We start from the raw sequence: 18624 nt of genomic DNA on the forward strand, positions 1-18624 counted from the left end.
TTTAAAACTTTATTTTTGCAGTATGACGCCAGAAGAATTACAACAGTATTTTCAATCCAAAGATTTGCCTGAAACGCTAGAAATACAGCAAGACATGCAAGTATTCGACGTGCAGCGTTTTTTGCGCACAAGTTTTATACACGTTGGATTATGGAAAAAAGATTTAAGCAAATGTCCATCCTGGATTAGACTTTTGAAATTCAAGGATGCTTTAGAAAATAAAGAAGAAGCCTAACTGTGTTAGGCTTCTTCTTTATTTTTATTTCTCTATGCCTTTGGAGCAAGCTGTTTCATTAATAAAGGCATCTGTTCCTTTGAAAAAATTTCCTCAGCTCCCGCATCTCGCAATTCCATCCGTTCATTTTCATCACTGCTTGATGTCAACCCAAATATTCTAATGGATGGAAATCTTTCTTTCACAATTTTTGCCGTTTCTATTCCATTTAATACAGGCATGTGCAGATCTAATATACATATTTCAGGAAGTTCATGCTCGTTTTCATGGAGGTAGTCGATTAAATCCCTGCCGTTAGAAGCACAATAAACCAAATCCAATAAATGCGATTGAGCCATAGCTCGCATCAACACATGATGAATCATCGCATCATCTGCGTAGACAACCGTACATTTATTTTTGGTATCCATTTGAAAAAGCTGTCATTTACTAATTATAAAAACAATATTATATAAATATGTAATAAAATAAAAAATACAGAAAAAAGTTAGCAATAATTATGTTATTATACAAATTTTATTTCAAAATGTTCCCTATTAACAATCCAACAAGCTTTTAGTTTGATTTACACAATAAGAACATCATAGGTAGCAAACCTTTCCGCGTCAACACCGCTAAAAAAGATTCGGTAAAGAGAAATGATGACCGATAGGATATCGCCTAAAAATCATCTTCAATAATTTCAGCCACTCTTCCTACTTGGCCGTCCGTCAACCGCACTTTAATCCCCCTCGAATGATAGGAGGATGATGTCAGCAGGTCCTTCACAATGCCTTCTGTTAGATTTCCCGTACGCTGGTCCTTTTTTAAGATTATATTCACCAACATACCTGGCTTTACATCTGCTCTATTTCTTCCATCCATGGTCAAACTTAGATAAATTGTTTTTTAAATGCAATATAAAAAACAATTTATTGTTGGAAAACCCTTCGTCTTATATTTTGGAATAGGCACAATGAAAGCAAATGAAAGTCTGTAGCGTCGATGAATGCTACAAATCGAACTTCAAGCTATTCTACACAACAGCTACATACCATAAAAAATGGTCGGAATTTCTTCCGACCATGACTGGCTTTAAGCCCTTGTTTTATGGTATGTAAGTCATCAGCATCGCGGCAGACAGACCAATTGAATTTATTTAAATAGCTTAAAAATATCGTTTCCAAAGATAAAGACCATTAAAGCCAAAAGGATGAAGAAACCGACCATTTGTGCTTTTTCCAGGAATTTCTCGCTCAATGGTTTACCTTGAATCATCTCAACCAATAAGAACAATACGTGACCGCCATCCAAAGCCGGAATAGGCAAGAGATTCATAAATGCCAATGCCATGGACAGCATCCCTACCAAAGACCAAAAACGGATCCAGTCCACTTCCGTACCAAATAAGGTAGCGATACCAATAGGGCCTGATAATGCCTTATCTGCACGCACTTCTCCTTTGAAGATTTTGCCAAATCCTTTTGCGTTATCGGTAATCACCGTAAATGCTTTCTTTGCACCGATTGGAAATGCCTCCATCAAGGTATATTTCGTTGTGAAAGATTTGATGGAATAATCACGATTAATGCCTATCCCGAGCATGGCATCTGCAGGCACATTCCCTTGCAATGAAACCTCAGCTCCTTTACGCCACACCTTAATTGCAACCGTTTTATTGATATTCGCTTTTATCTGTGCTCTAAATTGATCGAAGAAAGGCACTTGTACGTTGTTTACGGCAATAATGCTATCTCCTTTCGTAAAACCCATCTTACTTGCCACAGATCCAGGCGCTACTTCGGCAACACTTGTCGTTTTCACCCGTGGTTCGATAAACTTCTCACCTTTTTTGTCTGAGAGCGTATTCAATAAATCCGCAGGAACTTTGATATCTGTTGTAGCGCCTTCCCGTTCAACGGCAAGGGTCACTCCCCCCATCAATACTTTAGAACTAATTAGCTCCGAATAATTTTCAACACGGTGACCATCAATTGAAATTACTTTATCTCCAGCTTTCAAGCCAATGGACTCCCCAATGGATCCCGGAACAATACCATTAATCATTTGATCCATTCTGATGTCGGTATTACCCATTTTAAAGGTTAGCATCCAAAAGACAACTACACCAACAACAATATTGACGATAATACCACCCAGCATCACAATCAAACGCTGCCACGCTGGTTTTGATCTAAATTCCCATGGCTGTGGCTCCCCTTTCAGCTGTTCGGTATCCATCGATTCATCGATCATACCTGCAATCTTCACATAACCGCCCAAAGGCAACCAGCCAATACCATATTCACATCCTTTATAATTGAATTTAAATAATTTCACTCCCCATGCATCAAAGAACAGATAAAACTTTTCCACCTTGATACCAAATGCACGTGCTGCTAAGAAATGTCCTAACTCATGTAGAACAATTAAAATTGACAAGCCTAAAATCACTTGTCCGACCATAATTAAAACACCCATGTATGCTTTTTAAAATTTAATCTTTGATTATTTCCTTCGTTATTATTCTTGCGATACGATCCGTCTCCAGATAATCATCCAACGTCGGTGCCGCAATAAATTCTACTTGATCTAATGTCTGTTCAATAATATCACTCATTTCCAAAAAACCAACTTGATCTTTCAGAAAGGCCTCTACAACAACTTCATTTGCAGCATTCAGCACACAGCCTCTATTTCCCCCGGCACGTAGGCTCTCATAAGCAAGGGCCAAATTCCGGAACGTTTCCATGTCTGCTTTCTCAAAGCTAAGTGTTGGATAGTCCATGAAATTAAAACGCTCAAAACTATTTTCAAAACGTGCTGGATACGTCAATGCGTACTGGATCGGCAATTTCATATCAGGTACCCCCATTTGTGCCTTGATGGAACCATCCTGAAACTGAACCAAAGAATGGACGATAGATTGCGGATGGACAATAACATCAACCTGATTTACAGATAGATTGAAAAGCCATTTTGCTTCAATAACTTCGAGTCCTTTGTTCATCAAGGATGCCGAATCAATTGTTATTTTGGCACCCATCGACCAATTTGGATGTTTTAAAGCTTCAGCTTTGGTCACCTGCAGCAGATCAGCCCTCTTTTTACCACGAAAAGGTCCTCCTGAAGCCGTGACGTAAATTTTCTCGATCGGATTATGCTCCTCTCCAGCCAGACACTGAAAAATCGCCGAATGCTCCGAATCCACAGGAAGCATACGCACATTATATTCCTTCACCAAGGCCATAATCAATTCACCAGCCACAACCAGTGTTTCTTTATTCGCCAGGGCAATATCTTTTTTGGATTGAATGGCTTTAACCGTAGGTTTCAGTCCAGCCGATCCAACAATTGCATTCAACACCACATCAACTTCCTCGTACTGTACCACTTCGATCAGTCCGGCTTCACCAAAAAGAACGGTGATTTCCTGCCCTTGCAAAGCATCCTGTACATGGCTGTATTGAAGAGGATCTGTAACGACCACCGCCTTAGGCTTAAACTCCAAGGCCTGTTTAATCAATAATGCTGCATTGCTGCCACAGGTCAGAACGATTGCCTCAAATTTATTAGGAAAGGCTCTTATCACATCCAAGGCTTGTGTACCTATACTTCCCGTTGCCCCTAAAATGGCAATTCCTTTTTTACTCAAAACCTCTGCTATTAATTAAAATATATTATTTAAAATCTTAGGATCCTCTCCCCCGTGGTAATCCGCCATCATGGATCGGTAAGCGACCGAAACAACGATACAAGCCAGAGGTACCACCAAAAAAGAGCTCACGAGGTTCAAAATAATAAAAATTATGTAATATTCTAAATAATTAAAATACATCTGCAGTAACTGAAAAAAAGCAAATACAGCTAAAATCAATAACAGTTTAAATACATTTCCTTTTGTCAGTGCAAAACTGAAACGTAAAGATTTAAACGTTCCAGCGTGTTTATCGATAATGAAAAAGGGATAAAATGCCACTCGAATAATCAAGATGAACGTCAATATTGCCGCGACAAACACGACAAACATTGTAAAGTTGCTCATCAGCTCCACACGATTATCACCATTCTCAAATAGATAAAGGAAGGGTAAAGAAACAGCTCCTAAAATCATCAGAAGTGCTATAGAAAGCACCATAATACTTAACATAGCGCCAAAAAAGCATACAAGTTCTTTTGAACTGGGAATACATTGGATGAGTTTCTTATCATGATTCCCGTCAATCAGACTTAAAATATACTTAAATAAAGTCATGTTCAATCCGAAATACATCACCATGAAAAAAAACGCCATAAAACTACTCAATACTACGTTGAAATCACTAATCGTGGTTGCGAGATAATTAGAAAGACCAGAGGTCACGAACAGCAAAAAACAAAGTCCGGCCACGGAAAAATAATGCCTTTTCAGCAACTCCAATGACTTATTAAAAACTTCATTAACGGCAAAAGTACTTTCCTTTAGGAATTGAATCATTTTTTCTTTGAATAAACTTCTACAAAGATGCCATATTTTTTAATTTTCAACAATTTACACGCCCATAAAAATCACTTTTTTTGTCATATTTAACATAAAAAAGCAGGTCTGGGAAAATCTTTTACCAGGAATAAATGAAAACAGGCCGAAAAATAAAAATCCCCTATCCAAGTGGATAAGGGATTCTTTATTTTGACCTTAATTACGCTTATTTAAATTCTTTAGGAAGTGGTTTCTCCAATAAGTATTGGTAGTAGAAACGTGCGCGTTCATTGGAATCGTATTTACTTTTCGAACGCTCAAATCCATGTCGGCTGCCAGGATAGATCATCAGTTCAAAAGGAACACTTTTATCCGTCAATTTATCAACTAGCTGGATTGTATTCTGTAAATGTACGTTATCATCCATATCGCCATGCATAATGCGCAATACACCCTTGTAATTATTTGCATAGGTCAACACAGAGCCGGCTTTATAACCATCTGGATTATCTTGTGGTGTATCCATCCATCTTTCGGTATAATGACTGTCGTACAGGTCCCAGGAAGTTACCGGAGCACCGGCAATACCAAAATCGAATACATCAGCGGCCTTTGTCATCGCCAAACAAGTCATATAGCCACCATAGCTATGCCCTGTAATAAGTACTTTGTTTTTAGCGACCCAAGGCTGCGATTTTAACCACTTGACAATGGTTGAATAATCAATAATCTCCCAGTGACCAAGATTGCGGTGCATATAGGCAACGCCCTGTTTACCGAAATGTCCCGAAGCACGGTGGTCAGCGGATACCTGAATAATCCCCTCGCTCGCCCAATATTGGTTTCCTGTTCCTTTCCAGGTATCTTTTACCGTTCCAGCGTCAGGCCCGCCATAGATGCTAAAGATCACAGGGTACACTTTTGATTTATCGAAATTTGTAGGATAAGTAATTGTCAATGGAAGATCGAACAGCCCGTCATCAGATTTGATATGTAAGTATTCCGTCTTGCCATACGTATAGGAAGCAAAATCAGCCGCTTTACTGTCGGCTAACTGGCGCACAACTTTACCCTGATTATCCAGCAATGCATATCGATCCGGTGTACTCACATTGGAGTATTTGGTAATAAAATATTTGCCATCAGGCGATACATTGACATCGTGCGAGTATTCACCGAAAGTCAGACGTTTCATGTTTTTACCGGAATAATCGACACGGTATAGATCAAAACGTGCCGAGTTCTCTTTACGTGCAGTAAAATAGATCACCTTATTTTTTTCGTCGATCCGTTTTAATTCGGTCACCTGCCATTCACCGGAAGTGATGGGGTTCACTAAGGTTCCGTCCAATTTATAAAGGTAATAATGGGCCCAACCAGTTTTATCCGATTTTAAGATATAATATTTATTGTCCGCAAGATAGGTGATACGCTCATCGTGATCTAAATTGATCCATGAAGACTGACGCTCGTCGTAGATTTCCTTTTTCGAACCAGAATTTGGGTCCACTTGATAGAACTTCAGATTATTCTGATCCCTGTTCATCCATTGCACCATCACATTTTTACTATCAAAAGCCCAATAAGGTTGACCAAAATACTGATCGTCTTTTTCATTAAAATCAGCCCAGGTAACTTTTCCGCCATCAAGATGAACTATGCCAACTTTAACTTCCGGATTTGGGTCACCCGCTTTGGGGTATCTGGTTTCTTCCAGATAACCATGCTGACCTTTGGAAGAATAAATCGGAAACATGGGAACTTTGGTATCATCGAAACGCATGAAGGCGATTTTACGACTGTCCGGAGACCACCAAAAAGCTTTGTATTTTGTCGGACGTCCAAGAATCTCCTCATAATATACCCAAGATGACCAGCCGTTGTAAATCACATCAGTGCCATCATTTGTATACTGCTTTTCCATTCCCGAAGTCACATCGACACTGTACAGGTTACTTTTACGTGTAAAAGCAACATATTTACCGTCGGGAGATAAGGTCGGATTCTGTTCGGCGACATCAGGCGAATTGGTAAGCTTTTTCGCTACACCATCACTACTTTTTAGGAAGATATCGTTATTCTCAACATAGACAACTGTTCCTTTTTTGGCAGGAACAGTATAAACACTTCTGTTGCCCGATTTAATATTGACCTGATACAAACGACCATCGTTCACATCATTCTCCAGGTAAGCTGTCCCATCTGCCCATCCAGGATACTGATTAGTACGAACCGTCAAAGATTGCTTTTGCCCCCATGACTGCGCAAAATCCAACTTTTTCTGTGCGAAAGCAACGTCATGCACAAAAAAAACGATAGACGCACCTAAGAGTACTCTTGATACCGTATTCATTAATTTTTGGATATGTTTATTAATTATTTTGGCTAAGATAAAGAATTGTGGCAAATAACGACGATTTTGCCTGTAACAAGCTTAATTCAGATTGCGCGTTTCATACGGCTTAGCAAAGACTTAATTAAACTGGATGATTCCTGGCTAAAGTCGATCCTCGAAAAGTGCAAGCTGTATACCTTCCTTTGGAAAATCGCCTTCTTCCACAAAATTTGATATCGAAACCCCCAGCAACCTCACTTTGTTCAGCAGCTCAACCTTGCTCAACAAACTATGGGCAGTGGCGTAAATTTTGTCTTCCGAATCAAAACTATTTTCTAGGGTTATACTCCGTGTCAATTGAACAAAATCGGCATATTTAATTTTTAAGGTTAAGGTTCGCCCAGAGATTTCCTTTTTCCCGATGCGTGTCCACAACTGTTTGCAGAGCCGTTGCAAAATGGTATTTAATTCTTCAAATGCTTCTACATCCTCGCCAAAAGTATCCTCAATACCGACCGATTTACTGCTGCGATTAGGAACAACAGGACGGTCGTCGATCCCGCGTACGATACGGTAAAAAAAATGCCCGGTCTTTCCAAACCAACGTACGAGGTCCTCTTCACGCTGTTTTTTTAAATCAAGCCCAGTAAACAGTCCCAGTTCATGCATTTTTTTTGCCGTCACCTTACCTACCCCAAAAAACTTATCCACGGGCAATGACTCCATAAACTTGACAATTTTAGAAGGGCCTATAAATGTTAAGCCGTTGGGTTTGTCCATATCCGAAGCAATCTTTGCGACAAATTTATTGACGGAAACGCCAGCGGAGACGGTCAGATTCAGTTCCTCTTTAATAGCTTCTTTAATAGCTTTGGCAATAGCAATAGCCGAACCAATACCCTGTTTATCTACGGTTACATCCAGATAGGCTTCATCGAGCGAAAGCGGTTCAATCAAGTCGGTATAACGGAGAAAAATCTCCCGAATTTGATAGGAAACCTGCCGATAAACATCGAAACGCGGATAGGTAAAAATAATATGGGGACACAACTGAAGAGCCTTTCTCGAACTCATGGCAGACTTAACGCCAAATTTTCGTGCTTCGTAACTGGCTGTTGCAACCACTCCCCTTCCATCCGGTGAACCACCTACGGCAATTGCCTTCCCCCGATATTCGGGAAAATCACGCTGATCTACAGATGCATAAAATGCATCCATATCCAAATGAATAATCTTGCGATGTACCTGTTCGGGATCCATGATCCAAATTTACAAAAATTAGCATTATAGACTAAGAAAACCGAAAAATAACTAATAGAATTAGCAACAGACCATCACGTGGCAAACCGCATGCTAGCCAACCCGCTATCGACGTATAATCCATTCGTTATTATGCTGTTAATTTTTTATCTTTAGGTGAAACTATAGACGGAACAAACAATCATGTCGCCCTCTGTTAGTCTCATCAACAATAATACAAAGACTTAATATTTATGCATTATGGAAAATTTGCCAGAACAAAAAAAGAAAAGATCGGGGTTTAAAAAGTTTTTACTCTTCCTGATACTTTTTCTGCTTGTCGGAGGTGGCTCCTATGGCTACTGGAAGTATTATTATGTATTCGGTGAAGGTGTAAAGTCCGGTTATCTTAATTATGCAGTAAAAAAGGGCAATATTTTTAAAACCTACGAAGGCAAACTTATTCAGGAAGGATTTGGAAGCATCAAAACAGGCGGAATAGCCAGCAATCAATTTGAATTTTCTATTGAAGATGATTCCATATTCCGACAATTGGAGCTCAACAGCGGAAAATATTTCGATCTCCGTTACAAAGAATATCATGGAGTGCTTCCATGGCGCGGAAATACAGTCTATATTGTAGACAAAATTGTCAATATGAAATAGAAAACTCCGCTGTGCCTATCAGCGGAGTTTCAAAGATCAGTCTGAGTACCTTACTGTAGATATTTGTCTAAGTGACTAGTTCCATTCATCGATACATAGCTTTCATGAAGCATTGTTTTCGAGATAGTCTAGTTGATATGTTTATTCGGAAAGCACGTCGCGAACGATCAATTTCTCCTTAAAATAACTTTTCAAAATAGTTCCGTCACCATGCAGCGTCCAAACCTCTTTGGGATTTACCATTTTGATATATTGAAGGATATCATTCCAGTCCACATGATCTGAAATATACAATTCGATATCATTCTGTGCCTGCAGACGTTTCCAGCCGGAGGCAAATGCACGCAATACTTTAGTTGCCCTGAAATAGCTGTTAAAGGTCATTGGTGGCACCAAATAAACTTTATTCTGTTCGCCTTGTTTCATTTCTTTTCTGTTGTAGGGCTCATAGCATAATTTCTTTAGTCCGTGCTGATCGTAAAGGCGATGGTACGGCAGTATACCACTGTGCACGAGCACTTTTCTATCCGGACAATACCTGTTGATCAAATCGGTGATCCGCTGTGCCTTCCCTAGCACATATGTACCCAAGAGGATATTGCTCGCATGTCCATCAAGTTTTTTTATCTCCTCGGCAGGATCAGGGTGAATAATTTCAGGATTTGCAAATGTGCTTTCTGTAATGAGCACATCGGCTTGCTGTACTTCGATCGGCTCACAGGTATCATCAGTTTGTAATTTGTAATCACCTGTGTATAAGTACCGTACCTCCTGATATTCCATTAAAATCTGCGCTGAACCAAGAATATGGCCTGCCGGCAAAAATGTAATTTCGACAGCGCCTATTTTAAAAGGGCTATTGAACAGCTTTACTTGATACGAATCTTTGCGATTTTGTTTATAACGATACGTCATAAACAGTGAAGTTGCCTGCGTGGCGTACACATAGTCGTGTCCTGAACTGGCATGGTCGCCATGGGCATGTGATACAACATTATGTGCCACTGGGTTACTGGCATCAATAAAAAAATCACCATAACGGCAATAATAACCCGCTGGTTTTCTGACCAGGAAGTCAGCTAATATGATCGACATAGTTTTATTTTAGAAATTTTTGGTGTAAAGTCCACACCTGCGGCAATAACGGAGTGGTTCCATCATTGATGATGATGAAATCGGCCATTTTTATTTTTTCTTCATCCGTTAGCTGCTTACTGATACGCTCCATGACCTGTTCTTCGGTTACCCCATCCCGTTCCATCACCCGTTCAACACGTACGGATAAAGGGGCGGTGACCAATATGGTATAATCAAGATCTTTATAGGAACCACTTTCAAAAAGGAGAGCCGCTTCTTTGAGCGAATAACGTGCCTTTTGTTGTTCCGCCCAATCTTTGGCCGCCTGAATGACAATGGGGTGTACAATACCATTCACAAGCTCGAGTTTTTCTTTATCGGAAAATATCTGCTGCGCCAAAAAAGCGCGATCCAGCATACCATCCTTATAGGTTGCTTTACCGAAAGCAGCTATCAAATTTTCCCTGATCCGCAAATCCGTATTCATCAGTTTCTTGGCTTCATCATCGGCATTGTAAACAGGTACGGCCAAAGCTTTAAAAAGCTGACAGATAAATGTTTTACCGGATCCTATTCCACCTGTTATTCCAATCTTCATTAAAAAATCGTTATTTACGTACAAAAAAGTCCACGTTCTGCGGCACAACGCTGATTACCTTACAATAGTCGGGCACTTTAGTTAGCAAAATGGGTAGGTATTGCACCTCATTTTTCTCCCAATCGGACAAATCCACCACAGCTTCAAAATCCCGCGAGGTATAACTATTGTAATCTTTTACGGACATTAACACCGTCACGACAACTTTACTCGGACTGAGCCTCACAGAACTATAATGCTGGCCATTTTCAACCTTTACTGGTAATTCAATCACTTTTTCCGTTAGTTCGCCTACCGGCATCAATACTTCGACCGATGTGGGATAGACATTAATATTTGCTTTTTGGTTGCGGGCAAGATTTGCTACGGTCCGGACGTCGGTTTCCACTTCTTTTCCCCTAACGGTATCAGTCTCCCAGTATTCAATCGCCGAAACATCCTCATAGGGACCGGTAATCGTCACATAAGCAGGTGTAACTTTGGTATCCGCGATAACACCATAACCACGCTTAAAACCAATGTTTGCCAGAGGTTTGACAGGTACCTTGCGCTGGGTCTGTTTGGAAAAGTCAAAAAACAAGGTATCTGGACTGACAGCGACTACGCGCTGTTCATGCGGAAACTGCCGGTTGATAAAGCCCAATTGATTGGAAAAAACAATCCAGTCCTTGGTTTTTAAAGAACTCAGGTCCACCTGTACTTTCGGCGTTTCCAGAGCAGCTTTTGAAAACAAAAATTGCCACCCCGTCATTTCGAGCTTCACTTTTACTGTATCAGACTGCTGCGGGTGAAATGCCCGCTTCTCAGGAAGATTGACATATTCAATTGCTGCCTTGACGGACACAGTATATTGGTTGGAGATCGAAAACAATAACCAAGCTAACAACGAAATTCCAACACAACGCACGAAGACATTCATCTTCCGTCGTTGAGTCTTATTTATCCGAACTGCATTCGCCATGATACAAACTTAATCAATTTGAGTAAAAATCAGCGTTCTTATCTGCATTTCATCTTAAAGAAGCTAATATTTCCATTGCATTTTTCTCTTTTGTAGCCAAGGTTTTAAATATTTCCGATGCTAGCTGGACATCATCTAAATTAGCGTTTTGGCTTATACTATTAAACAATTTCGACAGAGATGTCCATAATGATGCAATCTGTACAAACTCTTGGTAAGCGAGACCTAGTTGTTCTATTCCGAGCAGATGATGGCTTTCCAGTAAAAAATCTCGATACAGGTTTCGAAACAACGCAGCTCCAGTACCTGCTTTTTCCATCAAATTTGCGGCCATTTTAAATTCACTTTCTATGTATTTACTCGTGTTGTACCATTTGATCACTTCTTCGCTCGCTCGCAGAATTCCTTTATAAGCAATATTTCGAATAGCCGGGTTTAGATATTCTTGCGCATTATTTGTAATTGTTTTAAGCCGGCTTTCTTCAGGTCAATGTCTGTCTCACAACGGCCTATTGTGTAATACAGATTTTTTGGAGGATATGGGGCCCTTTTCCGCTCTGGCTAAGGCTAAACTCTCAAGAGATGTACGTACCCTTCCACCTTGCTGTCTCGTATCCACCAAGTAGGCGTAATAATCATCATACCCATAAATGGCTACATAATGACCTGCAAAATGAAATGGATTGGTAAAATATTCCAGGTGATAGGCATCGAGTTTCAGTCCAACGGGCCGCCCAGCATCCAAGAGCTGTTTCACATTTTGCCAGGCTTTGGCTTTGGAAGGGGGTTCATGAACGCTGAGCTGAAGACCGAACTTTGAGCAAATATGCCGCGTCAGTAAATCCGTTTTGATCCTTCCGCCCAAAAATGGAAAATCCATGGTTCTCATATTCCAATAAATAAAACTAAGGCCTTCCCCCAATCCAAAAACCATCGGTTCCGAAAGCTCAATACCGATATGCGCCAATAAGGTGCCTGTTGCTGTTGTTTCGCAATGCTGTCCAACAAAGGGTTTAAAATTGTTCATAGAATTCTTTTTTCCAAAGTTAAAAGCTTAATTGACAGCTCGGTGTCAGCAGGAAAAGAGAGGCTAATCGATATTTCTTGCTATTCTGCCTTTTGTTACAAAGATATAGCTCCTTCCCTTTTTCTCTTTTTATTTTTTGGAGCGGCAAGCGAGGATCAGGTGGTAATCAAATTCGATCTTTTTACAGTGCTTGTTCAGTGCTTGTTCAGTGATCATTCAGTGCTTGCTCAGTGGAGACTGAATAAATAATGACTAACCACTGTCTAAATATAGATTAAAGATTGTGGTTAGGTATAACTTGGTATTAGGATGTTTGCATTTTAATGCTTATCTTAATTATCTGTAACATAATCAATAAATTATGGCAATCATCAAAAATGGCGTTAATGGAACCGTTTCCGGGAAAGCAGGTTCTGTTGTGTTTGTGTCTACTAAAACAGGAAATTATGTACGTTCTCTCCCTCGCGTTAAAAAACGGGAGCCCAGTCCAGAACAGCTGCTCAGTAGAACGCGTTTCAAAACTGTGAGGTCACATATCACCTTTTTAAATCCGATCATCAAGCTAGGCTATAAGGCATACAGTTATCCTAAACGGGCCTATGATGTTGCAATGTCTTATAATCTAAACCACGCAATTATGCAGGAAGGGGACAGTTTTGTGGTGGACTGGCAGAAATTTATGATTGCCAAAGGAAGTCCCAATCCCATCACTTCCTACACGATGGATTTCGATCAGGAAAACCAAATGCTTCAGGTTACCTGGGAATACGATGCTTATTTGGAAAAGAAGTTTGACACGGGGACTTATGATTCATTCTTAATCCTGTATAGTGCAGCGGATTATGGAGCTGAATATCCAATTTTTACGAACGACTCGAAAAATAACTTAATAGCTGGCAGACAAAATATTGAAATACCGAAACATAAAAAGGAAGTGACCTATGAGGTATATATCTTTTTCGTAGAGAGCTACGGTGGAGGTAATACAGACAGTTTGCACCTAGGTACGGTAAAGATTTAAAAAGTACATAAAAAAAGCCAGTTTTCTACAAAAACTGGCTTTCATTTCTTTCAAGAAAAAGCTTATGAGGCACTTTTCTCAGTAGCATTCGCAGCTTTTGAAGCATCTAAAGCGATTGCTGATTTGTCGAAACGGATTCTGACGCCTGAACCTACATCCACTAAGAAAGTCGTGTCTGATACTTCTACAATGCGTCCGTGAATACCAGCTGTTGTAACAACTTTAGAGTTTACGCCAAGTTCTTCAATATATTTTTTGTGATCTTTTTGCTTCTTCATCTGCGGTCTGATCATGAAGAAATAAAATACCACGATAATCAAAACCATTGGTAAAAAACTCATCATATTGCCACCCGCTGCTTGTAATAATACTGTGTTCATCTTCTATTGTATCGTTTAATAATTTGTTATTTTGCTAATACTTCGCCTTTCAACTGCACTGTTGTCAAACCATTGGCAGCATTCGATTGGATCGTTATGATCTTCTGCTGTTTGCCGACTTGTCCTTCGCTGTTAAAGGTAACATGGATCTCCGATTTCCCTCCCGGCAAAATAGGGCTTTTCGAAAATTCAGGTTGTGTACAACCACATGAAGCAGTCACTTTCGAGATAATGACAGGTGCATCTCCCGAATTTTTCAGCACAAAAGTGTGTTTTACCTGCGCGCCTTCCTTTACCTGACCGAAATTAAATGCAGACTCCTCAAATTCTACTTTTCCCAATTGTGCTGCCGCCTTAGAAAGACTGTCTGCAGCTGCTGTTTCAGTCGCTGTCTTCGCTCCCTCTTCTTTTCCCTTCTGTGCATTTCCACAAGAAAAGAACAATACTGCCGACAAAGCTAAAACCGAATATTTGCCAAAGTTTTTCATTCGTATAAATTATTTATCAGAGTTGATGTTAATCTCTTAAACCACGACCCGCCTTCTGGATTCTTCCCTGTTGATTCAAGTCGTTTAATATTTTATCCAAGATACCATTAATAAATGTATTACTTTTCAATGTGCTGAATACCTTAGAAATTTCAATATACTCATTTATTGTCACTTTCACAGGGATAGATGGAAAATTAACCAATTCACATATGGCCATACGCATCAATAAAGTATCCATTAATGCAATACGGTCTGACTCCCAGTTCTTCGTTTTCTCTGAGATAAGCTTCTGATATTCATTTGTATTGCGAATTGTTTTACCCAACAATGCAATGATATATTCGCTATCGTCATTCCAGTTTTGCGTAATTTCCGCAAGTTTATTTTTTCGCGGATCTTCGGAACTAAAATTCTTAAAGGTCTTCGCAATCAACGCTTGTAATACTTCTTTATCAACTGGCCAATTGATGAATTTCTCTTCGAACACCTGCTCAATAACCGGCGATTTCAAGATGATCTTTTTAAAGATATGCTTGATGATATCTTTTTCCTTACCGATCGAACGGTCTTCTTGCTGCAAATATTCCAAATAAGCCTCAGAATCCTTTAGCTGTAAAAATACGGTACGTACGATCTCCGGATCAAAGCTCCAGGAAATCTTATACTTTTTGACACCTTCTCCATATTGTGGATTTTGTCTCAATGACTCAATAAAAGTGTTTGTACTTAACTTGGTCGTTAAAGACAAGTCTTTTTCAGTAGGCAAGAACTTATTGGCTCTACCTTCTGCATCTATTAAGACATAATCGGATACCTCATCTAATAGATTCAGTGTCCACATATACATCTCATAGACTTCATCCACATTTTTTAATAGTGCTTTTTCAAATGTTTTGATGTCTTTGTCTTCCGAAAGACTGTACGCATAAAGCGTTTGCACTACTTTTACCCTCAGGTGTCTCCTGTTTAACATAGTAATTTTAAAGAACGATTTTTTATAAAATAATAAATAAGAACGATTTCGGGATGAAGACTATCTCTTGATTTTTTTAATATCCTGGATACGTTTCTCCGCGATGCGATTAGCCGCTTCAAAAGTAGATATATTCTCTTCTTTTGATTTTTTCAATACGTCTCTAGTCGCATTATAAATATTTTTGATCACAAATTCAGTGTGATCTACACCATAATTCTGAATCTCTGAGTAACAGCTGATCAATGCACCGGCGTTGATCAAGTAATCAGGCGCGTATAATATTCCTCTTTCATGAAGAATTGAACTTGTGACAAGTTCATCTTTCAATTGATTATTGGCCGAACCAGCAATAATTTTGCATTGCATTTTCTGTGCTGATTCTGGATTGACCGTACCGCCCAATGCACAGGGAGAATATACATCAAATTCGTGATCAAATACTTCACCGTAAGGGATTGGCTCCGCTTTGTATTTGGCTGCTACTTTCAACATTTTTTCTTCGGTAATGTCACTGACATAAACACGTGCATTCTCTTCGCGCAACATAGCGATCAAACGCTCACCTACGCCGCCTACACCATGTACAATAACTTTTTTACCAGCAACACTTTCCGATCCGTACAACTCCTTTAAGCAAGCTTTTATACCAAAATATACACCTTGAGCTGCGAAGATTGAAGGATCGCCAACACCGCTTCCATGAATTGCTTTTGGTAAACCCGCAACATGGTCGGTCTCTGTATAAATATGTTCTAAATCACGCTGTGTGGTACCCACGTCCAATGAAGCGATGAAATTACCATTCAACCCTTCAATAAACTGACCCAAACGGCGCAATAAAACCTCCGATTTGTCTAAACGGCTATTACCGATGATAACAGCACTTCCACCGCCTAAATTCAATCCAGTAATGGCAGATTTATAAGTAATTGCCTTGGATAAACGTAAAGCATCCTCAATAGCTTCTTCTGTCGTTTCGTATGGTAACATACGAACCCCGCCTATTGCAGGACCCAAGGTTGTATCATGGATCGCAACAATAGCTTTCAAGCCCACTAATTCATCGTTACAGAAAAATAAGTTTTGATGGCCAGACTGGCTCATCAATTCAAAAATAGAATTTTGAGATGTTGACATAAAATGTACTACTCTAATTTGTTTTAATTTTTTAAGGTACTTGATGCAAAAGTAGGAAAATTATTCGTTGTGCATAACAACTTTTTTTATCCAAGACTTAACATTTGATTTCCGAATGACAGTAAAATCACGCAAATCCTAGCGCATTTTGATGAATTAGTCCTACTTTTGTATTCGTAATATGAAGGATCTCGCCTACTTAAATAAGTACTTTTATAAATACCGCTGGAAACTGGTTCCGGGGGTTATATTTGTTATCATCTCAAACTATTTCGGAGTATTGCCGGCAAAGGTGATCCGCGAAGCATTTGACCTGGTACAGGAAAACATCTATCTATACCGTCTGTTTGATGGGTTCGACAGACAGGAACTCATCTATCAGGTATTCGGAACGAGCCTATTATTTTTCGGTTTCGTCGTGCTCCTGCTTTCGTTGCTCCGGGGTATTTTCTTATTCTTTATGCGTCAGACGATCATTTTAACTTCGCGCTATATTGAGTATGACCTCAAGAATGAGATCTACAACCACTATCAGGAATTAAATTTCGGTTTCTTCCGAAAAAATAATACTGGAGATCTCATGAGCCGTGCCACTGAGGATGTCAATCAGGTACGTAATTACCTGGGGCCAGCCATCATGTACGCCATCAATACTGTTGTCTTATCCATTATGGTCATCTACGCCATGTATAGCGTCAATGGCAGATTGGCAACTTATGCTTTAGCGCCTATCCCAGTCCTGTCGATTATTATTTTATTTGTCAATAAAATCATTAATAAACGTAGTTTAAAAATACAGAAACAACTGGCCAACCTCTCTTCTTTCGTGCAGGAAACTTTTGCTGGTATCCGTGTCATCAAGACCTATACCAGAGAACATAATAAAATGCAGGAATTCGAAAAGGAAAGTACAATTTACCGCAATACTGCCCTTGACCTCGTTAAAGTACAGGCTGTTTTCTTTCCGCTTATTCTATTGCTTATTGGTCTCAGTACAGTAATTACCATCTATATTGGTGGAATTGAAGTTGCTAAAGGAACGGTGACTGCTGGAAATATCGCTGAATTTATTATCTACGTCAACCAGTTGACCTTCCCTGCCATGTCCCTGGCTTGGGTAACTTCGTTAGTACAACGTGCTGCAGCCTCTCAAAAGCGCATCAACGAATTTCTCCAAACGGAATCGCCGATTGTTAATGGAAAGGCAACGAAAGAACTCGCTGGTGAGATCAGGGTCGATGGAATCTCATTTACTTATCCGGAAACAGGTATTCAAGCGATTAAAAATATATCTTTCCAGATTCCCGTGGGAAAAACGCTGGCTATTATCGGAAAAACAGGATCCGGAAAATCGACCTTGGCCAACCTACTTCTTCGGATGTATGATATCGATAAAGGAAGTATATATTATGATAATTTAGAAATCAAGGATCTTGATTTCAAGAGCTTACGCCAGCAAATCGGATTTGTTCCACAAGATGTTTTCTTATTTTCGGATACCATTGCCAATAATATAGGCTTTGGCTTAGATCATTTTACACAGGAACAAGTGGAACAGGCTGCTAAGGACGCTGCTGTATACGACAATATTATTGCCTTTGAAGATGGTTTTGAGACTGCCGTTGGAGAACGTGGTATTACCCTCTCTGGTGGACAAAAACAACGGGTGTCTATCGCTCGCGCCTTGATTAAGGAACCCAAAGTATTGATTTTTGACGACTGTCTTTCAGCCGTGGATACAAAAACGGAAGAAACAATTCTCCGTTCGCTAAGCCGCATCATGAAAGGCAAGACCTGTATCTTTATTGCCCACCGTATTTCGACAATCAAAAATGCAGACCATATCCTTGTGATGGATCAAGGAGAAATTGTGGAGCAGGGTACTCATAGTGAACTGATGGAGAAAAGAGGTGAATACTTTGAGCTTCATGAAAAGCAATTGCTGGAAAGTGTCGAGGGATAATTTAAATATCCCTGAATTCAGCTAAAGGATCTAAGGGATATCTCTTCTAAATTTGTCTTAAATATTTAAGTCAAACATTT

Annotated in this window: 20 protein-coding genes; 4 read left to right on the top strand and 16 right to left on the bottom strand. The window is 39.6% G+C overall.

Translation table 11 applies throughout. The features are described 5' to 3' along the window. Nucleotides 1-22 precede the first annotated feature (22 nt). Complete coding sequence (locus B3C94_RS18765; protein ID WP_293906537.1) at nucleotides 23-235, top strand: DUF6965 family protein; 213 nt, start codon at nucleotides 23-25, stop codon at nucleotides 233-235. Nucleotides 236-267: 32 nt separating this feature from the next. Here B3C94_RS18765 and B3C94_RS18770 read toward each other — a convergent pair whose 3' ends face one another. The 7 genes from B3C94_RS18770 to dinB form a co-directional block, all read right to left on the bottom strand. Next, the gene (locus B3C94_RS18770; RefSeq protein WP_293906539.1) at nucleotides 268-645 is read right to left on the bottom strand and encodes a response regulator; all 378 of its coding nucleotides are present in this window, start codon (nucleotides 643-645) and stop codon (nucleotides 268-270) included. A 250-nt stretch (nucleotides 646-895) separates the two neighbouring features. Beyond that, on the bottom strand, nucleotides 896-1099 hold the full coding sequence (locus B3C94_RS18775; protein WP_046674525.1) for a YwbE family protein: 204 nt from the start codon (nucleotides 1097-1099) through the stop codon (nucleotides 896-898). 270 nt (nucleotides 1100-1369) lie between these two features. Further along, nucleotides 1370-2695 (bottom strand): RIP metalloprotease RseP, encoded by a 1326-nt coding sequence (gene rseP, locus B3C94_RS18780; RefSeq protein WP_293906542.1) that lies wholly within the window; start codon nucleotides 2693-2695, stop codon nucleotides 1370-1372. A gap of 16 nt (nucleotides 2696-2711) precedes the next feature. Next, nucleotides 2712-3869: a 1-deoxy-D-xylulose-5-phosphate reductoisomerase gene (locus B3C94_RS18785; RefSeq protein ID WP_293906544.1), complete on the bottom strand. Its 1158-nt coding sequence runs from the start codon at nucleotides 3867-3869 to the stop codon at nucleotides 2712-2714. A 15-nt stretch (nucleotides 3870-3884) separates the two neighbouring features. Further along, nucleotides 3885-4691 (bottom strand): beta-carotene 15,15'-monooxygenase, encoded by an 807-nt coding sequence (locus B3C94_RS18790; RefSeq protein WP_293906546.1) that lies wholly within the window; start codon nucleotides 4689-4691, stop codon nucleotides 3885-3887. 208 nt (nucleotides 4692-4899) lie between these two features. Beyond that, the gene (locus B3C94_RS18795) at nucleotides 4900-7026 is read right to left on the bottom strand and encodes a S9 family peptidase (protein ID WP_293906548.1); all 2127 of its coding nucleotides are present in this window, start codon (nucleotides 7024-7026) and stop codon (nucleotides 4900-4902) included. A gap of 144 nt (nucleotides 7027-7170) precedes the next feature. Next, complete coding sequence (dinB, locus tag B3C94_RS18800; RefSeq protein WP_293906550.1) at nucleotides 7171-8268, bottom strand: DNA polymerase IV; 1098 nt, start codon at nucleotides 8266-8268, stop codon at nucleotides 7171-7173. 240 nt (nucleotides 8269-8508) lie between these two features. Between dinB and B3C94_RS18805 the strand changes: the two genes are divergently transcribed. Next, on the top strand, nucleotides 8509-8913 hold the full coding sequence (locus tag B3C94_RS18805; RefSeq protein ID WP_293906552.1) for a hypothetical protein: 405 nt from the start codon (nucleotides 8509-8511) through the stop codon (nucleotides 8911-8913). Between the two features lie 141 nt (nucleotides 8914-9054). Here B3C94_RS18805 and B3C94_RS18810 read toward each other — a convergent pair whose 3' ends face one another. The 5 genes from B3C94_RS18810 to B3C94_RS18830 are packed head-to-tail and all read right to left on the bottom strand — an operon-like array spanning nucleotide 9055 to nucleotide 12576. After that, nucleotides 9055-10008, bottom strand: a complete 954-nt coding sequence (locus B3C94_RS18810) for an exonuclease (protein WP_293906554.1) — start codon at nucleotides 10006-10008, stop codon at nucleotides 9055-9057. A 4-nt stretch (nucleotides 10009-10012) separates the two neighbouring features. Continuing rightward, nucleotides 10013-10588, bottom strand: a complete 576-nt coding sequence (gene coaE / locus B3C94_RS18815) for a dephospho-CoA kinase (RefSeq protein WP_293906556.1) — start codon at nucleotides 10586-10588, stop codon at nucleotides 10013-10015. 10 nt (nucleotides 10589-10598) lie between these two features. Further along, on the bottom strand, nucleotides 10599-11549 hold the full coding sequence (locus B3C94_RS18820) for a hypothetical protein (protein ID WP_293906558.1): 951 nt from the start codon (nucleotides 11547-11549) through the stop codon (nucleotides 10599-10601). Between the two features lie 49 nt (nucleotides 11550-11598). Beyond that, nucleotides 11599-12012, bottom strand: a complete 414-nt coding sequence (locus tag B3C94_RS18825) for a DUF4872 domain-containing protein (RefSeq protein ID WP_293907355.1) — start codon at nucleotides 12010-12012, stop codon at nucleotides 11599-11601. 36 nt (nucleotides 12013-12048) lie between these two features. Further along, a complete protein-coding gene (locus tag B3C94_RS18830) occupies nucleotides 12049-12576 on the bottom strand; it encodes a BtrH N-terminal domain-containing protein (RefSeq protein ID WP_293906560.1) in 528 nt (175 codons plus the stop codon). 361 nt (nucleotides 12577-12937) lie between these two features. Between B3C94_RS18830 and B3C94_RS18835 the strand changes: the two genes are divergently transcribed. Further along, on the top strand, nucleotides 12938-13597 hold the full coding sequence (locus B3C94_RS18835; RefSeq protein ID WP_293906562.1) for a DUF6266 family protein: 660 nt from the start codon (nucleotides 12938-12940) through the stop codon (nucleotides 13595-13597). A gap of 62 nt (nucleotides 13598-13659) precedes the next feature. Here the strand turns inward: B3C94_RS18835 and yajC are convergent, their stop codons facing one another. From yajC to B3C94_RS18855, 4 genes are read right to left on the bottom strand one after another with little or no spacing between them, the layout of a single operon-like run. After that, the gene (yajC, locus tag B3C94_RS18840) at nucleotides 13660-13977 is read right to left on the bottom strand and encodes a preprotein translocase subunit YajC (RefSeq protein ID WP_293906564.1); all 318 of its coding nucleotides are present in this window, start codon (nucleotides 13975-13977) and stop codon (nucleotides 13660-13662) included. A 26-nt stretch (nucleotides 13978-14003) separates the two neighbouring features. Then, nucleotides 14004-14465: a DUF1573 domain-containing protein gene (locus B3C94_RS18845; RefSeq protein ID WP_293906566.1), complete on the bottom strand. Its 462-nt coding sequence runs from the start codon at nucleotides 14463-14465 to the stop codon at nucleotides 14004-14006. 28 nt (nucleotides 14466-14493) lie between these two features. Further along, nucleotides 14494-15441, bottom strand: a complete 948-nt coding sequence (gene nusB / locus B3C94_RS18850; protein ID WP_293906568.1) for a transcription antitermination factor NusB — start codon at nucleotides 15439-15441, stop codon at nucleotides 14494-14496. A 60-nt stretch (nucleotides 15442-15501) separates the two neighbouring features. After that, nucleotides 15502-16581: a Glu/Leu/Phe/Val family dehydrogenase gene (locus tag B3C94_RS18855; protein ID WP_293906571.1), complete on the bottom strand. Its 1080-nt coding sequence runs from the start codon at nucleotides 16579-16581 to the stop codon at nucleotides 15502-15504. A 181-nt stretch (nucleotides 16582-16762) separates the two neighbouring features. On the opposite strand from B3C94_RS18855, the gene B3C94_RS18860 reads away from it, so the two are divergent. Beyond that, complete coding sequence (locus B3C94_RS18860; protein WP_293906574.1) at nucleotides 16763-18544, top strand: ABC transporter ATP-binding protein; 1782 nt, start codon at nucleotides 16763-16765, stop codon at nucleotides 18542-18544. The last annotated feature ends 80 nt before the right edge of the window (nucleotides 18545-18624 follow it).

The sequence above is a fragment of the Sphingobacterium sp. UBA5670 genome, assembly GCF_002420705.1.
In the GTDB taxonomy this organism is placed as follows: Bacteria; Bacteroidota; Bacteroidia; order Sphingobacteriales; family Sphingobacteriaceae; genus Sphingobacterium.